This window comes from Pseudomonas sp. BIGb0278 (genome assembly GCF_024809895.1).
Taxonomy (GTDB): Bacteria; Pseudomonadota; Gammaproteobacteria; order Pseudomonadales; family Pseudomonadaceae; genus Aquipseudomonas; species Aquipseudomonas shirazensis.
Window position 1 is genome coordinate 1,048,470 of the sequence record NZ_JANUEL010000001.1, and the last position, 15,243, is coordinate 1,063,712.

General features: G+C 60.7%; 10 protein-coding genes. 1 reads left to right on the plus strand and 9 read right to left on the minus strand.

What is annotated here, in order from left to right; translation table 11 throughout:
* Window positions 1–4,878, minus strand: a complete 4,878-nt coding sequence (locus M2396_RS04830; RefSeq protein ID WP_259073486.1) for an NEL-type E3 ubiquitin ligase domain-containing protein — start codon at window positions 4,876–4,878, stop codon at window positions 1–3.
* A gap of 263 nt (window positions 4,879–5,141) precedes the next feature.
* On the opposite strand from M2396_RS04830, the gene M2396_RS04835 reads away from it, so the two are divergent.
* Window positions 5,142–6,812 carry an MFS transporter gene (locus M2396_RS04835; RefSeq protein ID WP_259073488.1) on the plus strand — a complete coding sequence of 557 codons (1,671 nt, stop codon included), beginning with the start codon at window positions 5,142–5,144 and terminating at the stop codon, window positions 6,810–6,812.
* Between the two features lie 54 nt (window positions 6,813–6,866).
* On the opposite strand, the gene M2396_RS04840 is transcribed toward M2396_RS04835, so the two are convergent.
* The 8 genes from M2396_RS04840 to M2396_RS04875 all read right to left on the minus strand — a co-directional run bounded on the left by M2396_RS04840 (window position 6,867) and on the right by M2396_RS04875 (window position 15,242).
* Window positions 6,867–7,436, minus strand: a complete 570-nt coding sequence (locus M2396_RS04840) for a hypothetical protein (protein WP_101319694.1) — start codon at window positions 7,434–7,436, stop codon at window positions 6,867–6,869.
* A 31-nt stretch (window positions 7,437–7,467) separates the two neighbouring features.
* Complete coding sequence (locus M2396_RS04845; RefSeq protein ID WP_101319692.1) at window positions 7,468–7,854, minus strand: VOC family protein; 387 nt, start codon at window positions 7,852–7,854, stop codon at window positions 7,468–7,470.
* A 138-nt stretch (window positions 7,855–7,992) separates the two neighbouring features.
* Window positions 7,993–10,191 (minus strand): LTA synthase family protein, encoded by a 2,199-nt coding sequence (locus tag M2396_RS04850; RefSeq protein WP_259073491.1) that lies wholly within the window; start codon window positions 10,189–10,191, stop codon window positions 7,993–7,995.
* 134 nt (window positions 10,192–10,325) lie between these two features.
* A complete protein-coding gene (locus M2396_RS04855) occupies window positions 10,326–11,609 on the minus strand; it encodes a hypothetical protein (RefSeq protein ID WP_103437478.1) in 1,284 nt (427 codons plus the stop codon).
* A gap of 46 nt (window positions 11,610–11,655) precedes the next feature.
* On the minus strand, window positions 11,656–12,402 hold the full coding sequence (locus M2396_RS04860; RefSeq protein WP_101319688.1) for a hypothetical protein: 747 nt from the start codon (window positions 12,400–12,402) through the stop codon (window positions 11,656–11,658).
* A gap of 37 nt (window positions 12,403–12,439) precedes the next feature.
* Window positions 12,440–13,120, minus strand: coding sequence for a C39 family peptidase (locus M2396_RS04865; RefSeq protein WP_259073494.1), 681 nt, complete (start codon window positions 13,118–13,120; stop codon window positions 12,440–12,442).
* A 61-nt stretch (window positions 13,121–13,181) separates the two neighbouring features.
* Complete coding sequence (locus tag M2396_RS04870; protein WP_101319684.1) at window positions 13,182–14,618, minus strand: heme utilization protein; 1,437 nt, start codon at window positions 14,616–14,618, stop codon at window positions 13,182–13,184.
* 51 nt (window positions 14,619–14,669) lie between these two features.
* Window positions 14,670–15,242, minus strand: a complete 573-nt coding sequence (locus M2396_RS04875; RefSeq protein WP_150569159.1) for an adhesin — start codon at window positions 15,240–15,242, stop codon at window positions 14,670–14,672.
* Window position 15,243 lies beyond the last annotated feature (1 nt).

Genomic DNA, 15,243 nt, shown 5'->3' on the forward strand with positions numbered 1-15,243 from the left:
TCAGGCGGTGGTGCTTTCCAGGCTCCGGGTAATGCTCTCGAACAAGCCTTGCTCAACGGCTTTCTGCTCCAGTAGCAGTGCATCGATCGCGGTTTGATACTGAGCCGAGTTCAGCGGGATCCTCAGCAGATTGCCGCTTGTGTCCAGCAAGGGTAGGCCCAGCGCCGTCTGCAATGTATTGATGACCGATGCCGAGAGCTGGGTGACCGGCTCGTTGCTTTCGTCCAGGCAGTAGTCGATGTAGTCGAGCCCGGCACGCCAGTAGTCGGTCAACGCCAGGAACTGATCAGCGTTTTGCCGGCGCACGCTATGTTCCCACGCTGGTTGCTCCAGCAACCAGCTGTGCCGGGCCTGAGTGTCCAGATCAAGGCGGCGGACTTCGTTGGCTACGTTGCTGCGGATTTGCGCGTTGAGCATCGCTATCTGTTCGTACAGCATGCCGCTGCTCGGTTCCGGATAGTCGAGAACGGGCGCCAGTTGCTGACGCAAGGCCAGGCGAATCTCGATGTCGTCGATCAGCCCTGCATGCAGCTCCAAGTCCGGTGCGGCGTTGACGTCGTCGAGCGGGTCCAGCGCTGGCAGGTTGACCTCGTCACCGGTGAGGTCGGCTTCTTGCAGCGCGGCCTTGCGCAAGGTGCGACGCAGCGCGATGCGGTCGGCCAGCGCGTCGACCTGAGCACGCCTGAACAACTTGCGGTAGAGCTGCAACTGAGTTGCCAGAGGGCTTTCACTGCGGCTGGCAAGGTGAGTGAGTACTTCGATTTCCAGTGCGCTGAAGCCATCCGTGCCGGCATCCCCACACGTTGGCGGGAACGCCTGGGCGACCTCGTCGAGCGATTGACGCAGCGCGCTGTCTGCCGCAGCTTGCTCGAGCAATGCCCAGACGCGCTTGGCCAGCGCCTCAGGCTGACGACGCGCTTCGGCAGACTGCACCAGTCGTTCCAGCACCCCGGACAGTTCAGTGTTCTCGCCATGATCGAAGAGTGAGATCCAGAGTTGCTCCTGTGCCGGCGTGGCATTGCCTCGCCAGAACATTTGCCACTGCGCCACCTCTGCCTCGTGCTCGTAGACGTTGACACCGATGTTGAGCAAGCGCGAGCGTGTCTCTGCCTCCAGGTTGTTATAGTTGAAACGCCAGATTCGCCCCGGCAAGCCCGCACCCAGGTCTCGAGCGTACGGCGTGCGCATCACCGCCGCGAGGTCCGGTACGGTGTGGATCCGATTGAATGACAGTTCCAGCTGGCGCAGCTGGTACTGTGGCTGGCTCATGAGGGTGGTCAAGCCCGGTGGCCAGGCCTGCAACAGACAGTGGCCCAGCGACAATTGATTCAAACGTGCCATGTAGCTCAAGTCAGGCGGCACACCCAGCGGGTTGAAGTCCAGATGCAGGGCCTGCAGGTTGATCAGATTCTGGAAGGCCTCGGCCAACGCCTGATCGAGGACGATGCGGTTGTTGCTCAGTCTCAGTGCGTCGAGCCGCAGGATGGCCAGAAAGGTCATCTGGGCATGATCCAGAGTGAGCTGGTTATAACCCAGATCGAGAATGCGCAGGCGACGCATGGCCCCCAGAACTTGATGTGCAGTGGTAGAGAGTTCACTCAGGGCGCAGCCGGAAATCTTCAGCTGGATCAGATCCGGAGCCCCACGCAGCGCGGTAAAAATCGCTTCGCCGGGCAGTTGCGGATGGCTAATCAAGGTCAGTTTTTCCAGCTTCGGGAAGTTTGCAAAGAAATCGGCGTGAAGTCGTTGCAACTGCAGACCGTCGATTTTCAACGAGCGAATGTGCGGGAAACGCGCGGTCAGTACCGGCAGCTCGGCCAGGCGAATGTGTTCAAGTGTCAACGTGTCGCGCTCGGCACCACCTTCACGGCGCCAGGAACGTTTCAACACCTCGGCGCAGTGCTGGCGCTCGTCACGTTCAAGGATGTCCGCTGCGGCATTGGTCCATCGTGCCAGTTCATGGTGCAGGGTCCGCTGCTCGGTTTGCAGCTGCTGAATGGCTGCTGCGAGGTTGTCGCCCTGGGCCAGTTCGGCTTGTAACTGGTTGATTTGGCTGCTGTCCAGCTCTGGGTATAGGGCTTGCAGTCGTCGTGCTGGAGTGGTTCCGCGCGGTCGTGGTACACCGCGACCACTGAGGGGATAGCCGATCCGCCCGTCTGCCAGGCGCAGTGGTGAACGCACGCTCGAGGGTAGCGGCTGTTGCCCGATCAGCTTGGCAGCCTGGGCACGGTCAGCTGCTGCCGCGCTGAACAGCTGCGTGTCACGCAGTTCAGATTGGCGGGCTTGCAGACCCTCGATCAACAGGCTGGTGTCGGTGTTGGCGAGAAACGGGCGATACAGGCCAAGAATCGCCCGATCGAGGCGCGCGCGTGCCTGCATCAGGCGTGCCTCCTCAAGCACTCGCAGCGGAATACGCCCCGATTGAGCATTCATCTGCTGGCGTTCGACGCTGCTGGCGTGTGCTTCGATTTCTTCGGCAGCCACTCGGGGCAGGCCGGCAAATTGTCCGCGCAGGCGCGTGACCGCAGTTGTGGCTGGTGCCTGAGAACCGGGGTAAAGTTTGTCGAACACGTCCTGACGGCTGGCTTCGAGGTTGTCGGCCAACTGGTTCTGCAAGGCTTGCGCGCGCTCTGTTTCGGTCACGCTGGCGTCACTCAGGACGCTGGCATCTTCCATCTGCGACAGAACGACCTCGGCCAGCTCGCCGTTTTCCAGTTCACTGCGGCTGATCAGGATCACCACTTCACCCAAGGCTTGCGCCTGGGCTCTGTAGAAGGTCGACGCACCCCAGCGTTCGCTGCCTTCGAAGACCTGAATGACATGATCCTGCGGCCAGCGCGGTAGCTGCACCAGCTCGGGCAGGGCGAAGTTGTAAGAGGCCGCCAGAGGGCGGGCGTAGCGTACGCTATCAATGATCTCGCTGACTTGTCGATCGGCTTCAAGGCGGGCCAGGGCATCTTCGAGCAGTGACGGCATCTTCTCGCCTGCCACATGCACGCGTTGCAGCACGCCGTCGTCAAGCCCCGTGCTGCGCCAGGCGCTGTCGAGGTCGGACGCACTCAATGATTCAGCCAAGCGGCCAAGCCGGCGCAGCAACGTCGGGCGATCCCACTCCAGTGGCGATTCGTGGGCCAGCCGCCAGGCTCCGCCGGCGCTACGCTCGAGCGCCGGTGAATACGCCTGGCGATTCTGCGGATGCAGTACCCGCCAGGCATCGTCCGCAGCTTGCTCCGTTTGATAAAGTGCTTGATCGATGCGTACGTAGGTCTGCCCGTCGAGGTGATACAGTCCCGCTTGATCGGGTGCCTGCAAGGCAGATATCTGGATGTCGCTGGCGTAGCCGGACAGGCTTGCATGCCAGAGTCGTTCTTCATCGCCCACGCGGATACTCTGCATTGCGTCGATAAAGCCGGAGGCCTTGAGGACAGCGCCACCGCCGCCGATTGCGCCGACGACCGCAATATTGAGCAGGATCGATTCCAGCTGCGCGATGGCCTCGGCGTTGTCGCCGTCTTCCCAGGCACTGATGCCCTGGAAAACACTGCCCATGATCTGCGCTGCGCCCAGCGTAAGCATGAGCGGGTTTAGCACCGGGATGAAGAAGGCGGCTACGTTAAGTATCGTCATGCCCATGTCCAACCAGTGGAGCAGTTGTTTCTCGCGCACGTTGGCGTCGATGTCGGCAGTGGGCACGGCAATGCTGCGCGCATCGCTCTTGAGCCTGGCCACGTGCCTCGCTTCGAGGGTTGACCAGGGTTGGCTGGGCAACGGCGTGAAGACGATATCCAGATGAACCGATCGCCGTGGGACCAGCGCCTGCCCGTCGTGGTCCTCGCTGTTCTCGTACAGTGCCCGCATGAGTTTGACCTTTAGCTGCGATTGCTGGCTCTGAGGGACAAAAGCGAGCAAACGCTTGCGCACCTGCGGGTCGAGCAGTGCCTGCTTGAAGGCAGTGAAACTGTCTGCGATCGATGCATATTCCCTGATCTGATCTGTTGTCCCGGGGATGTACAGTATGGCCGGGCCGCCCTCGGCACTTCCCGCCCGAGAGATGAACATGACTTCGTGGATCGGTACGCCCAGCAGCAGGATCTGCGAGCATTGCAGTGCTTGGTCGGCGCTGGCGTTGTCAGCACTCAGCGCGTGCGCTGCGGCGGCGTTCTGACTGCTCAGCAGGCCTTTGAGCGAGGCAATGCGTGCCTGCAGTCGAAACTCGTCGCGGCGCGCCTTGATCGCGGCATCGCGGATCTGGCTGGCCTGCGTGCCGTCATAGACACTGCTCAAGTGATCTTGAAACTTCTGGCCCAGATCCAGCGCCCGGCAGTGCCCGATGAAGTCGGCAAGGCTCAGTTCCGGCAGGCCAGTGATCTGCTCTGCGCTGCTCTGCAGCCGGCTCAGGCGCGTGGTGTCCTCAAGCCCTTCAAAATTGTGCAGGGCAGCTTCAAGCAAACTGCGCAGTTGTGGTTGACCTTTGGCAATCACCGGCAACGGCGTGGTTGGCACGCTCGGCCCACCCGGCGGGACGGTCGGTTGCTCGACCTGCGTGGCTTGATAGACATACTGTGCCTGGTCAACCGAAGTGCTGAGCGCAAGCCGCTGTTGCAGTAGCGGGCGGCAGAAGGTACTGATGCCCTTGAGCGGACTCAGCAACGCTTTCAGCATCTGCTGGCTGCGGTCGCGCTCAGCAACTGCCCGGCGAATGGCATCCTGCTCGATGGGCAGGGCCTTGGCGTACCACGGGTAAGGTGCGCCCGTGGAATCCAGATAGTCCTTGCGTGCGCGGGTGAGCACCTGTTTGACATGGTCAGGGTGCAGCTCCTTGCTCCAGGTGGGCAGGCTACGGACGATTTGCGCGTGATGAAACGGGGGGTTGCTCATGGTCGCACTCCTGTCGAATTGGAGCGCCATCGAACCCTACGGCAGATCGGCCCTGGCGGTATATAACGCAGTTCAGGCGCGACATCTGTAGCCGGCTGGCGATCCCGGCAAAGGCGATTATGCTTGAGCTTACCTTGCTGCGATCCGAGGCGGTCTGCTTCGTCGTGCTTCGCGCAACCGTGATCCAAGACAAGCCCAAGGGCCAGGGTGCGGTGCTCGACTGTGTAGTACTCCGGCCTACTCATGCACGACGGAGGCAACCCATGGCGGCGATCAACAGCACATCGACGGGCAGCGCGCCCAAGCACAGCATTACCAAGGAGGAGCGCAAGGTCATCTTTGCCTCGTCCCTGGGCACAGTCTTCGAGTGGTACGACTTCTATCTTTACGGTTCGCTGGCGGCGATCATCGCCAAGCACTTCTTCGCCGGTGTCAACGAAACCACGTCGTTCATCTTCGCGCTGCTGGCCTTTGCTGCAGGCTTTGCCGTGCGCCCGTTTGGCGCAATCGTGTTCGGCCGCCTCGGCGACATGATCGGGCGCAAGCACACGTTCCTGATCACCATTGTGATCATGGGGGTGTCTACCGCAGTGGTCGGGCTGTTGCCCAGTTACGCGACCATCGGTGTAGCAGCCCCGGTCATTCTGATTACCTTGCGGCTGTTGCAAGGCCTTGCGCTGGGCGGTGAGTACGGCGGCGCCGCGACATACGTTGCTGAGCACGCACCCAAGGGCAAGCGGGGTTTCTTTACCGCCTGGATCCAGACCACCGCGACCATGGGCCTGTTTCTCTCGCTGCTGGTGATCCTTGCCTGTCGTACGGCGCTGGGTACCGAGGCGTTCGAAGCATGGGGTTGGCGTATACCGTTTCTGCTGTCGATCGTGCTGCTGGCTGTCTCGGTGTACATCCGCCTGCAGCTCAACGAGTCGCCGGTATTCCTCAAGATGAAGGCTGAAGGCAAGCAGTCCAAAGCACCGCTGACCGAATCGTTCGCCCGCTGGGATAATCTGAAGGTGGTGATCATGTCGCTGCTTGGCGGCACTGCGGGGCAGGCGGTGGTGTGGTACACCGGGCAGTTCTACGCGCTGTTCTTCCTGCTGCAGACCCTGAAGATCGACCCGCAGACGGCCAATCTGCTGATTGCTGGCTCGTTGTTGATCGGCACCCCGTTTTTCATCATCTTCGGTAGCCTGTCCGACCGCATCGGCCGCAAGAAAATCATCATGGCCGGTTGCATCATTGCGGCGTTCACCTACTTTCCGATCTTCAAGGCCCTGACTCAATACGGTAATCCGGACGTGTTTGTCGCCCAGGCGCAGAACCCTGTGGTGGTGATTGCCGATCCTGAGCAGTGTTCGTTCCAGTTCGATCCGGTGGGCAAAGCCAAATTCACCAGCTCTTGCGACGTGGCCAAGAGCTTGCTGGCCAAGCGTGCGATTCCCTACCAGAACCAGCACGCCGAACCTGGCAGCCTGACCCAGATCCAGATTGGCGAGCGGCAGGTGCCCAGTTTTGATGGCAGCAGCCTGGCCAGTGCAGAGTTCAAACTCCGCAATGACGCGTTCACCGCCACTCTCGGCGCAGCCTTGAAAGAAGCCGGCTACCCGGAAAAAGCCGACCCGAACAAGATCAACTATCCCATGGTGCTGTTGCTGCTGACGATTCTGGTGATCTACGTGACCATGGTTTACGGGCCGATTGCCGCCTGGCTGGTCGAGCTGTTCCCGGCGCGCATCCGCTACACCTCGATGTCGCTGCCGTATCACATCGGCAACGGCTGGTTCGGTGGTTTTCTGCCGACCGTGGCGTTCGCCATGGTCGCGGCCACGGGCGATATCTACTATGGGCTGTGGTACCCGATCATCATTGCGCTGATGACGGCGGTGTTGGGGATCCTGTTCCTGCCCGAAACCAAGGATCGGGAAATTACCTGACGCCCTGGGACTGCCTGCGGGAGCGGCCTCGGCCGGCTCCCGTCGGGCCTCGGTTCAGGCTATGTCAGCGCGTAACGTGAAGGCGTAAGCGGTGTCGACTGGCGCACGGTCAATGCGCCGCGCAGCAGATTCGAAGATGAACTCGAACGTGGGCTCATACAGGCCATCGCGCAGCACGGCACCGGCCAGTACCTCAACCTGGTACCAGCCGTTTTCCAGCTCGATGATCGGCCGGTTGCGCATTTGATAGCGCGCCAGTAGATCGCCCATGGTCTTGTTGGTGAAATGCTGCAGAATCCGCCAGGTGAACAGCATCACCGCACGATTTTCCACCCGTAACCAATAACCCTCTCGGCGGTGTTTGAGTTGGCTACCTGGCTGGAGCAGGGCGGCGCTGACTTCATCAAGGCTGAAGATAACGGTATAGGGCAGGTTTTCGATGCCGGCCAGAGGCAGCACCACGCCTTCCAGCACTGCCCGATCCCCGCTGTCAGTGTGGGTGAATTCATAGGCAAGGTCGTCGGGCAGGCCGTTTTCTTCCTTGAAACGGGCGAGCAGCTGGATGTCGCCAAGCAAAAAATAATCAATCTGATCGTTGAGCACTTCGTTGAATTCGTAGCGCATGGGTCATTCCTTGCGTTGACGACGCTGGTGCTCAGTGGCGCTGAGCGATCTGGATCAGGTTGCCGCAGGTGTCATCGAACACGGCGACGGTGACCGCGCCGAGGTCGGTAGGTGGTTTGGTGAAGGCGACACCGGCTGCGCAGAGGCGGGTGTACTCAGCCTGGATATCCTTGACCGCAAATGAGGTGGCGGGGATCTGGTCCTGGCGCATGGCGATTTTGTAGGCTTTTGCCGCCGGGTGGTCGTCAGGCTCGAGGAGCAATTCGACGCCGTTGGGGACGTCAGGCGAGGTCAGGGTCAGCCAGCGATGCCGACCCATGGGTACATCTTCTTTGGGGGCAAAACCCAATACGTAGTGATAGAAAGCCAAAGCCTTGGCCTGATCGTCGACAAGAATACTGGTGACCACAATCTTCATGGGGCACATCCCTCTGTGACGCTATTGTTTTTATTCAAGTAAAGACGCTCGGGTGAACTTCACCAGTGCGTCTTTCAAGTAGAGGCAGCGCCGCTTTGCCGAGTTCCCTGGCGGCTGCACAATAGCGTTGCAGTAGCGTCAGCTGGACTGGGCGACGTGCCCGTCCAGCTCGTCGAGGTTGTCTTCTTCGCCAGGCATGGCGGTGATCACACTGAAGTCGCTGATTTCGATCTCGCCTTCGCCGTAGCCCAGCAGGTGGAACGAGAAGGCCTTGCGTACACTCGGGTTATCGAAATCGAACTCCAGAACCATGGGCTCGTCGGCGGTCGCGACCATTTGTTCCGGCAGGCCGACTTGCACGTCCTGTTCGAACTCCTTGGCCTTGAGCTGCAAGTGCGCGACATGGGCCGGGTCCAATGCGCGAACCTCCAGGCGAATGCGCGTGCGCGAACCTTCGGGCATTTCCAGGTACTGCGCGCCGATGAGGTTGTCTGTCCAGTCATTGTCGGCGTGTTTGCCCAAGGCGATGCGGTTGGTACCGCCAAACTGGTAGCGCAGGTTCAGCGGGCTTTGCAGCAGCGAGCGGTCAAGGGTGGTGGCCAGATCGGCCAATTGCTGTCCGACGTCGTCGCTGCTCGGGCCGAGGTATTTGGCCGTGTCGGCAATGAACCCAGTGCTGGCGTAATTGCGGCAGCGCTGCTGGAAGTCACACTCGGTATAGGTGCCTTGGCCGTTGTGGTAGCGCAGCATGCCGTTGGTGAACGAGATCATCTCGCGACCGCTATCGTACTCGCGGAACAACGAGCGGCCGCCCAGCGCCGCCGGGATCGGCAATTCGAAGTAATCGAGAATCGACGTGGTCAGGTCGACATGCCCATAGGTGCCGTTCTTTATCTGTGGCAGGCTGGCCTGTTCCGGCGCCAGGGTCAGGTTGAAGCCCCAGGAGGAAGCCAGGCGCACACCGTCGATGCCATGGGATTCATCCGAGGTAATCACGACCAGCGTGTCCTTGAGTACGCCCTCGCGCTCCAGCGTATCGAGAAACGCGCCCAGCGCATCGTCCAGATACGCCACTGCCGCCTGCTTCGGGCTGTCGAAGCGCTGCAGGTAGTCCTCAGGTGCTGAGTAGGGCTGATGAGTGCCTACCGTAAGCAGGTTGAGCATCCACGGCTTGTTCTGTTTGCGCAGTTGGCTCAGGTAGGTGTGAGCGCCTTCGAAAAACGCGCGGTCGTCCTTGCCCCAGGGGAATTCCAGATAGTTGGCGTTGCTGAACCACTCCAGCCCATGCACATCTTCGAAGCCAATGTGCGGCATGACCCGGTCCTTGGCCATGAAGCGCAGTCCGGCGCCCTGCAGAAAATGCGTGCTGAAACCCGCTTGACGCAACTGCGCGGGCAGACAGGCCTGGTTGCGTTGCTCCTGGGTCAGCAGTTCGACACCCTTGGGGGTGCCGTTGGCGAGCTTGTCATAGTCGCCGCAGAGCATCGCGTATAGCCCGCGGATGGTCTGGTGGGTGTGCAGAACGTAATCCGGAGTGTTCATGCCACGCTCGGCCCAGCGGCTGAGGTTGGGCATCAGCTCCTCGTCAAAACGGCTGTGCAAGGCCTTGCGGTTGGCGCGCACGTAAGCGCCGGGAATCCCCTCCAGGGTGATCACCAGGACGTTGCGGGCGCTGCCAGGGCCATCGAGCAGCCGCGGCGCGTTGAGGTCGGACTGGGTCAGACCGGCGCTTTCCAGCACCGGGACCGGCAGATTGTCGCCAAAGTGCTTGTTTGCCTTGCGCTGCAGATCACCCGCGCCTGCCGAAAGCAACTGGTGGGGCAGGTTGAATTGGCGCCACTGGTCAGCGTCGGACGGTAGCAGGTGCTGGCCGGCCCAGTGCGTGCCAAGCAACAGTACTGGCAGTGCCCAGGCTTTGCGCGGCAATGCCTGCGGCACGGCGCCGCGCGTCAGCCAGATGCTCGCCAGCCAGGCCACTACGGCTGCCAGCAACACCCAGGGCAGCCAGGCGTGGGCGAGGGCGCCACCGGTGGAGTTTTCCATGAATTGGGGGTCGAACAGATAGTTCAGGTCGGCGCTGGCCGGCAGCCTGCCTACCGCGCTGACCAGCTCCGCCGAGGCCACCAGCAGCGCTGCCCAGGCGATCAATACGGGCATCACCAGCCACCAGGCGCAGCGGTGCAGAGCCAGCATCAGCAAGCTGCCAATGGCCAGATCGGATAAGTAACCAAATGGGTTGGACCAGCCCAACAAAGCGCGCACGCCCAAGGGGATCAGCAAGACCAGTACGGTCAGCGCCCACAACCGTGCGCGGGGGTGGCCGAGTATAATTTTCACCAAAGCGTCCTTCCTGCCATCAAACAGTCACACAAATCTGTTGGATGATAACAGGCGTAGCTCGGCGAGGCCGGATTGGACAAGGCAAGTAACCAAAACGCGGGTCGCCGAAGCGCCCGCGTGTGCTTGCCGGATCAGAAGTAGTAAGGGAATTTCAAGCTGAAGGAAAAGTCTGGCGAGTCGTCGGTCAGGCCGATCGACAGGTTTGGCACGATGGTCAGGTTGTCGGTCGCAGCCAGGGTCATGCCGATGTTGAAGTTGGCAGCGTTGTAGTCGCTGTTGCTGATCGACTGCCAGTCGCCACCGTCAGGCTTGATCTTGCTCTTGCTGGCAAACTGGTCCGACACCGAGAAGGACATACTCATCTTCTCGTTCAGGGCAAAGGCGATACCGGCACCGATCTGCCACGAGTTGCCCAGTTTGACGTCGCCCGGCACCTTGCTGTTGGCCTGGGCACTGATGTCGCTGAACGAGTCTTCCATGTTGTAGGTGTAAGACAAGCTACCGAACAGCACCGCCGGGTCGAAGGTCTTGACCAGCGAGATGCCCGGCGTGATCGCCCATACGCCGTTGCCGGTCGGCAGGCTTTCGGGCACCGACAGGTTGTCGTTGGTGGGGTCGTTGACCAGCTTGATGCCGTACGGATCCTTGCCGGTCGGGGCTTTGACTCGCAGGGTGAATACCGCGTCCGGCCAATCTTCCGATTCATCGAGGAATTTGTAGGCAACGCCGACGTTGACATCACCTATGGTCGGGTCGCGCGTCACGGTGGCATCCGAGGTGACGGGGCCGGCTCCGCCAGCGCCGCCTGAAGAGTAGGTCGACTCGCGGTACACCACAGGCACGTTTATATCGAACTGCCAGCGCTGATCGAGGTTGTAGCGCGCCGTCAGGTCGAGGGTCCAGTTGTCGGCCTTGATCCGGTCCAGGTTGATGTTGCCGAGGAAGATCGAGTCCAGCGCGAGGAAACCATTGAGGGTCAGTGCGCGGGTGTCGTAGTGGGTGTAGGTGATGCCGGTTTCGACACTGAACTTGCCGCGGCCAAAGAAGCCGCTGGCCTCGTCATACAGGTTGGAAACGCTCTGCGCCGGCTCCGAGTCGTCCTGCAGAGACTGCCCGTACGAGCTACCGGATGCACCTGGCGCTCCGGCGGCCACGCTCTGGCCACCCTTGACCGATTCGGCAGGGGAACGGGTCAGGCGCTTGGGCGGTGGCGCGGCCGGTGGCGCAGCTTCAACCTGACGCACTCGTTGCTCAAGCACCATCAGCGCATTCTGCTGCGCCTCGTAGCGCTGTTTGAGCTCGATCAGTTCTTGTTTGAGCGCTTCGACCTGAGGGTCGGCAGCGGCGTAAAGCAATGTCGCCGGAGTCAGGCTACTCAGACAAACGATAGCTCTGATCGTGGTCAATCGATGCATGGGTTAGCCGTCCCTTCTGACTACATGTGATGAGACAGAGCGTAGATCAGAATCCTAGAGTGCGAATGCCTTTGAGCTGGTCCAGATTACCGTTCATGGCACCCGCGCCGGCGACGTTGTCACGCAGCACGACATTGAGCGAGGTGATGTTGCGAACCTGGTTGCCAGCGCCGAGCAACGTGGTGTTTTGCATCAGTCCACCTTGGGCCAGGCGTTGCACTGTACTGCCCTGGTTGTTGCCTGCGGCGATGTTCAACTGAATACCGGAACCGCTTGAAGAAACGCTCAACGAGCCTGCACCGTTGGCGCCGACCAACTGCGTGCCGGCCGCTAATACCTGGCCTTGGGGTTCGCTGGCAGGAGCCTGGTTGCCGCGGCTGACATTGATGTCGACATCGTTGTAGGCGGTGTTGTGATCGCCAGCGGCACGCACTACCTGAGTGACGCCGGTGGTGCTGTTGAGTCCGTTGCCGCCTGTCACGGTGCCAGTGCCAGGGGCTTGCGTCGAAGCTGTGCCGGTGCCTTTTTCGTCAATCAAGGACACATAGAACTGCGGCTTGATGGTGGATTGCTGGATCTGCATCGACGAGCGTGCGCCGATCACCTCGCCTTTGGCGTTCTCCCAGGTGCTGCTCATGACCAGGCCAAAGCTGACAATGCGCCCCGGCAGCACGTAGCGGCCGCGCAGGTTGGCCAGTTCCTGGTCCTTGAGTTCGATCGGTTGCAGTACCTGGGCATGGCTTGGCAGGCTGGCGGCGAGGCAGGTCAGTGCCAGCCACAGTGGAATCTTCATCGCGTGCTCCCGGAGCTTGCTGCCCCTGTTGTTAGTGTTAGAAGAAGTCGCTCTGGATAAAGCCGAAGTCCATCAACTCGGCGTCTTGCAGCGGGGTGAAGCCATTGACGCGGCTCTTGGCGGTCAAAGGTTGGGGTGGGTCGAGCAGGGCATTGCTCTTGTCGTAGCCCTGGCCAATGATGGCGAAGATGATGCCGTTCCAGCCCTTGATGAAATCTTCGGTCTTGTAGCGTTTGTGGCCCAGGACCGGGTCGCCGATATAGACGAAGCCCTTGTCGACCTTCTGCATCACTACGAAGTGCTTGTAACCGCGGATATCCATCAGCACCACGACCGGGATACGGATGCTGTGGAGGGTGTCGGTGGTGACGCGGTAGCCGCGAGCGCGCATGCCCAGGCTTTCCACATAGCGCTTCATGTCCAGCATCGAGAAGCCTTGCACGCGGACGATGTCCTGATCGGCGTGGGCAAGCATGCCCTCGATGATCTGTTCTTCGTTGACGTCCAGCCAATAGGCCTGGCGCAGAATGGTTGCCAACGCTGCTGCGCCGCAGCTGAAGTCGGTCTTCTGCTGCACCAGGTCAGCGAACTTGCGCTCGCGAACACTTTGAATGGGTTTGTACACCACCGCACCATTGGGCAGCACGGAAAGTGGCATTTGCGCCGCTTCACTCAGGCTGGCCAGGCAAAGCAAACACGCCAGGGCGATAATGCGCATGATCGGGCCTTCTGCTTCGGGTGAGAAAGGCCCCCTTGGCAGGGGGCCTTCGAGGCAACACTCAGAACGAGGTGTTGGAGATCGCCAGCGAGTTGCTTTGCTGGTTGCCGACACCGGATGCGACGTTGACGCCCAGGTTGCCGCTGCCGCCGTTGACCGAACCGCTCAGGGTAGCGGTGTTGGTCACAGGGTTGGCCCAGCCGGTAGGAGTCAGGACCTGGAAGGAAACAGTGTTGCTCAGGTCATACGAGTTGGCTTCGCTGTAGCTTTTGGAAATGTCGTTGGAAGACTCGGAAGCCGCCTCGACTGATTTTTCATAGGCAGAAGCAGAAGCGTTCTCGTAGGAAGACTCGCGGGATTTATCGTAGGAAGAATCGCGCGCTTTGTCGTAGGAGTAGTCACGCGACTTGTCATACGAAGAGCCGAAGGATTTTTCGAACGAAGAATCGTAGCTGGTCTGGTGCGAGGTATCGACCGAAGCGTCCAGCGAGGCGTTGAGCGAGCCGCTGGCGGTTTCGCTGCGGGTGCGTTCACGGTCGCCGTTGGTGAAGGTCACCGAACGCGCTGCGTCGGCTGCGGCGGCAAGCGTTGCGCTCAGCGAAGCCGAGCTGCTGCTGTTGGCGTTGCCGCTGGCCGAGCCATTGACATTGGCATTGTTGGAGCCACTGGCGTTGGCGCTGCCCGAGCCGCTGGCTGACCAGCTGTTCGATCCGCTGGCGCTGGAGCTGTGCGAGCCGCTCGACGCGGCGGCGTTGGAGCCGCTCAGGTTGAGGCTCGACGAGGAACTCCGGTCGTCGGTCGAATTGAAGGTGCCTTCGCGTGACGAGGAGCCGCTGGAGGAGGTGGTGAAGCTCAGCGTTTCGACGGTGTAGCTGCGATCTGCACGGTTGTTGACGGTTAGCCCTGGGCCGTTTTGATCGGCGCGGGCAGTGGCGACCGAGTTACCGATAGGCGAGTTGGTATTGGCGATCGCCATGGTGTTTTTCTGTTGGTTGAGGTCGCCGCCGGCAATGTTGATACCGACGTTGCCGCTGGTGCCAGATGCCGAACCGGACATCACCGCGGAGCTCTGGGTCGACCAGTTGTTGACCTTGTTGTTGTTGCTGTATTGCTTGACGTCGGCAGTTGCGGTGGCGGTGCCGAACACGAAGCTGTTGTCCAGGCTGGAATCAGAAGCAGCGTTGGCGATGGCCGCGGCGTTATCCTGTTGGTTGCCGTTACCGGCCGCAACGTTGACGCCGACGTTGCCGCTGGCGCCGGAGCCGGAGCTGCTCATTTCGGCTTCGTTGATGGTGCCTTCATTGTGAATCGTGTTGCCTGTACTGCTTTGGCGGTCGATTGCATTGGCAGTTGCGCTAATAGGGATGATGGTCGTGCGGGGCTGGTTGTTGTTGCCATTGCCATGCCCGTTGCCACGCCGATCATCAGCTTGTACAGCTACAGCCATGATCGCAGCAATTGCGAAAACCAGAGGCTTGATTGCCATCGAAGGTTTCATGGTGATTCTCCGTACTTATTTTAGGTTAAGTGTTGTTCTTACCTGTTTGGGTCAGTCCACGACCCGGACGCTCAGGGTGTTGGCCGTTCGATTTCCTACCCCGGCGCTCTGATTCAACTGAATGACCCCACGGCTGCCGGTGAATGCCTGGTTACCGGTAGTGACCTGGCGACTGCCAAGGTTCGGGTCAGCTGGATCGGAGTTATTGAGCAGCGCCACGTTCTGTTGCATGAGGACGCTGTCGTCGATGCTTTGCGGCTGGTCACTGATGCTGATGCGCAGCGCATTGGCTTGCTGGTTGCTGGCGCCGCTGCTCTGGTTTACCCCCAGAACACCGTTGCCGTTGGTAAAGGCGTTGCCTTGAATGCTGGCAGTGGCGTCCATGTTGGCGTCTACCGTGGTGTGCAGGCGCTGGCGGATCTGCGTGGTGGCGCTGGCGCCGTGGCCATTGGCAAGGGCGCGGGCGTTGGCTTGCTGGGAAAAATCACCCGCAGCCTGGTTGACCGCCATGTTGCCCTGGTACTGGGCGCCGGAGCTGTCGATGCTGGCGTTGTTGACGATGGGTGACTGGGCGAACGCAGGGGCTGTGAGGAGCGTGGCCAGCATCAGCAATGAGCGCTTCATG

Coding starts and splice junctions, on each gene's coding strand:
- M2396_RS04875 (WP_150569159.1), bottom strand. CDS start 15,242: ATGAAGCGCTCATTGCTGATGCTGGCCACGCTCCTCACAGCCCCTGCG.
- M2396_RS04835 (WP_259073488.1), top strand. CDS start 5,142: ATGGCGGCGATCAACAGCACATCGACGGGCAGCGCGCCCAAGCACAGC.
- M2396_RS04870 (WP_101319684.1), bottom strand. CDS start 14,618: ATGAAACCTTCGATGGCAATCAAGCCTCTGGTTTTCGCAATTGCTGCG.
- M2396_RS04860 (WP_101319688.1), bottom strand. CDS start 12,402: ATGAAGATTCCACTGTGGCTGGCACTGACCTGCCTCGCCGCCAGCCTG.
- M2396_RS04865 (WP_259073494.1), bottom strand. CDS start 13,120: ATGCGCATTATCGCCCTGGCGTGTTTGCTTTGCCTGGCCAGCCTGAGT.
- M2396_RS04855 (WP_103437478.1), bottom strand. CDS start 11,609: ATGCATCGATTGACCACGATCAGAGCTATCGTTTGTCTGAGTAGCCTG.
- M2396_RS04845 (WP_101319692.1), bottom strand. CDS start 7,854: ATGAAGATTGTGGTCACCAGTATTCTTGTCGACGATCAGGCCAAGGCT.
- M2396_RS04830 (WP_259073486.1), bottom strand. CDS start 4,878: ATGAGCAACCCCCCGTTTCATCACGCGCAAATCGTCCGTAGCCTGCCC.
- M2396_RS04840 (WP_101319694.1), bottom strand. CDS start 7,436: ATGCGCTACGAATTCAACGAAGTGCTCAACGATCAGATTGATTATTTT.